This window comes from Streptomyces torulosus (genome assembly GCF_001419765.1).
In the GTDB taxonomy this organism is placed as follows: domain Bacteria; phylum Actinomycetota; class Actinomycetes; order Streptomycetales; family Streptomycetaceae; genus Streptomyces; species Streptomyces torulosus.
In genome coordinates, this window is record NZ_LIRK01000654.1 from 1 (window position 1) to 2,878 (window position 2,878).

2 protein-coding genes are annotated in these 2,878 nt (G+C 75.8%); one reads left to right on the forward strand and one right to left on the reverse strand.

From position 1 onward, the window contains the following. Nucleotides 1–502, reverse strand: a 502-nt coding sequence (locus tag AOK23_RS36600) for a serine/threonine-protein kinase (RefSeq protein ID WP_157878256.1), incomplete at its 3' end; no start/stop codon positions are given. Nucleotides 503–984: 482 nt separating this feature from the next. Here AOK23_RS36600 and AOK23_RS36605 point away from each other — a divergent pair. After that, the coding region (locus tag AOK23_RS36605) for an FHA domain-containing protein (protein ID WP_157878257.1) at nucleotides 985–2,878 on the forward strand (1,894 nt) is incomplete at its 3' end.

Genomic DNA, 2,878 nt, shown 5'->3' on the forward strand with positions numbered 1-2,878 from the left:
GGGCGATGCCGAAGTCGGTCAGCATCGGGTGCATCTGGCCCGCGTCCTGCTGGAGCAGCACATTGGCGGGCTTGAGGTCGCGGTGGACGACGCCGTCGGTGTGGCTGGCGGCGAGCGCGTCGGCGATCTGCGCGGTGAGCAGCGCGGCGGCGACGGGCGTGAACGGGCCGTTCTCGCGCAGATAGCGGTGCAGGTCCGGGCCGTCGATCAGGTCCATGACGAGGGCCAGGAGATCGCCCTCGACGACGAGGTCGCGCACCCGGACGATGTTCGGGTGGGTGAGCCTGAGGAGGACGGAGCGCTCCCTCAGGAACCGCATCACGATGTCCGGGTCGCCGGCGAGCTCCTCCTTGAGGACCTTGATCGCCACGGTCTCCCCGGGGTGGCCCGGCACGGCCGCCTCGGCGCCCGCCGTCTCCCGCTGGCGGGCGCGCCAGACGGTGCCTGTGGCGCCGCGTCCCAGCGGCTCCTCCAGGAGGTACTTGCTCCCTACCGGCCGCACGTCATGCGCTCCCTGCTGCTTGCTTGCCCGACCCTGTCCCGCGGTGTTCCGACCCACTGTAGTGCGGCCATCCCCGGGACCAGGGGTCCTGTCGTCCTGCGCCTGCTGTGGCTTGCTCTGGCTTGCCGTGTGTTCTCTGTGTTCCCTGTCGTCCCGCGTACGCGGATACGTACGGGTTCCCCCGTACGTTCGATGGAAAGACGCTCTTCCCCAGGCGCTCGGTTGCCCAAATCGGGCACGGGACAGACGTGACCGATCTCAAGTGATCAATTGGCGGGCACTGGTCAGGCACTTTTGGGGGCAGAGCCGACCAATCAAGATCACTTGGCGCCGGGCGGCGGGCGTGTTGTCGGCGGCAGGTGCGAGGATGCCTCCAGTACTGGCCGACGTGCCCGTGAGCGGTGGGGGAAGTCTGCGGTGGGGACCGCGCAGTCTCGTCCTCGTCGTCGCGGGTGCCCGCGCGGAAGGGATCGCAGACGGCGATGCAGATCCGGCTGACCGTCGTAGACCCGCTGGGACCGACCTCGGAGCCGCGAGGGCGCGCCACGGCCTGCGACGTGCTGGTCACGGCGCCCGCGGGGACGGCTCTCGCCGCCGTGGCGTCGGGCCTCGCCTCCGCGGTCGGGGACGGCGGCGCCGCGCAGCCGGAGCGCGGCCGGGAGGCGGGCGGCCAGGTCGTGCTGTACGCGGGCGCCGAGCGCCTCGACGTCCAGCGCTGCACCCTCGGCGAGCCGCCCCTGATCGATGGTGCCGTGCTCTCCCTCGGCGCCCCCTCCGAGCCGGGCCCCGAGGTCGACGAGGCCGCCGCCCAGCTGCATGTCGTGGCCGGGCCCGACGCCGGGGGTGTCCATCTGCTGCACGGCGGCAAGATCCACATCGGCCGCTCGGCCGACGCCGACGTCCCCCTGGACGACCCCGACGTCTCCCGCCTCCACTGCGCGGTCACCCTCTCCTCCGACGGCCGCGTCACCGTCGTCGACCTCGGCTCCACCAACGGCACCACGCTCGACGGCGAGCACGTCGACGACCGCCCCGTCCGCCTGGCGCCGGGCGCGCTGCTGCGGATCGGCGAGTCGGCCCTCCGCCTGGCCTCCTCCTCCGGCACCCGCGGCGTCGCGACCACACCCGACGGCGAGGGCCACATCCGGGTGACCGTGGCGGCCGAGGGCGGCACGGGCCCCGGGGGCGTTTCCGGGGGTGACGGCGCCGCGGAGGCGGCACGGGCCGCCGGGCAGGGGCGTACGGAGCAGAGGCTGGTGCCCGGGCAGGGCGGAGCACCGGGGATCGGGCGGGCGGCGGGGGCCACGGGGTTCGCCAGCGGGTCCGGGTCCGGCGGCCGGGGTGCGGGGCAGGAGGGCGCGGGCGGGGACTTCGGCGCCGCGGACGGTACCCACGGCTCCCACGGCCCTGACGCTTCCCGGGGTGCTGGCGGCTCCGGGTCCCGGGGCGGTCCCGGGGACTCGCGCGCGTCGCACCGGCCCGGCGGTCATGAGGGGCCGGGCGGCGGAGGCGGCGCCGTCGACCTGCCGGGGCAGCGGGGGTACGGCGAACCCGACGACCTCCACGGATCCGGTGCATACGGCGGATCCGGCGCACCCGGTGTATCCGGCGCACCCGGTGACCTCGGTGAGGGCGCCGACGCGCTGGGACCCGCCGGTTCCGGCACCCGCAAGGGCACGCCCCTGCGGGGCACCGAGGTGCCGCGCGGGGTGCGCAAGCGGGGCGGGTTCGGGGCCTGGGCACGGCGGCTGGCCGGAGGGCGCGGGCAGACGGGGGCGGAGCACGACCCGTACGAGTACGACACGGAGTACGACGAGGACGAGCGCGGCGCCCTGACGTCGCTGCTCCCCGCCGGGGGCGCGCGGCTGCCGGAGACCTGGCCGGACCCCGCCGCGCTACTGCTGACCGCGCTGGGACCGGGGCCCCGGCTGTGGGAGCGGGGGCCGGGCCACCCGGAGGCGCTGTCGGTGCGGCTGGGCACGGCCGACCGGGCCACGCCGGACGGCTCGGGGCTGCTGCCGGCGGTGCCCGTGACCACCGGGCTGCGCGAGGTCGGCGCGCTGGGACTGGCCGGTCCGCGCCCGCGTCTGATGGGCCTGGCCCGTGCCGTCGTGGCCCAGCTCGCCGCGCTGCACTCCCCCGACACCCTCGAACTGACCCTGATCAGCGCCGACCGCTCCCGCCCCGCGGAGGAGCGCACCGCCGACTGGTCCTGGCTCGGCTGGCTCCCCCATCTGCGCCCCGCCCACGGCCAGGACTGCCGTCTCCTCCTCGCCTACGACCGCGAACAGGCCACGGCCCGGCTGGACGAGCTGCTGCGCCGCCTGGAGGACCACGCGGCGGACACGGCGGGCAAGCCGGGCCGTGGCCTGTTCG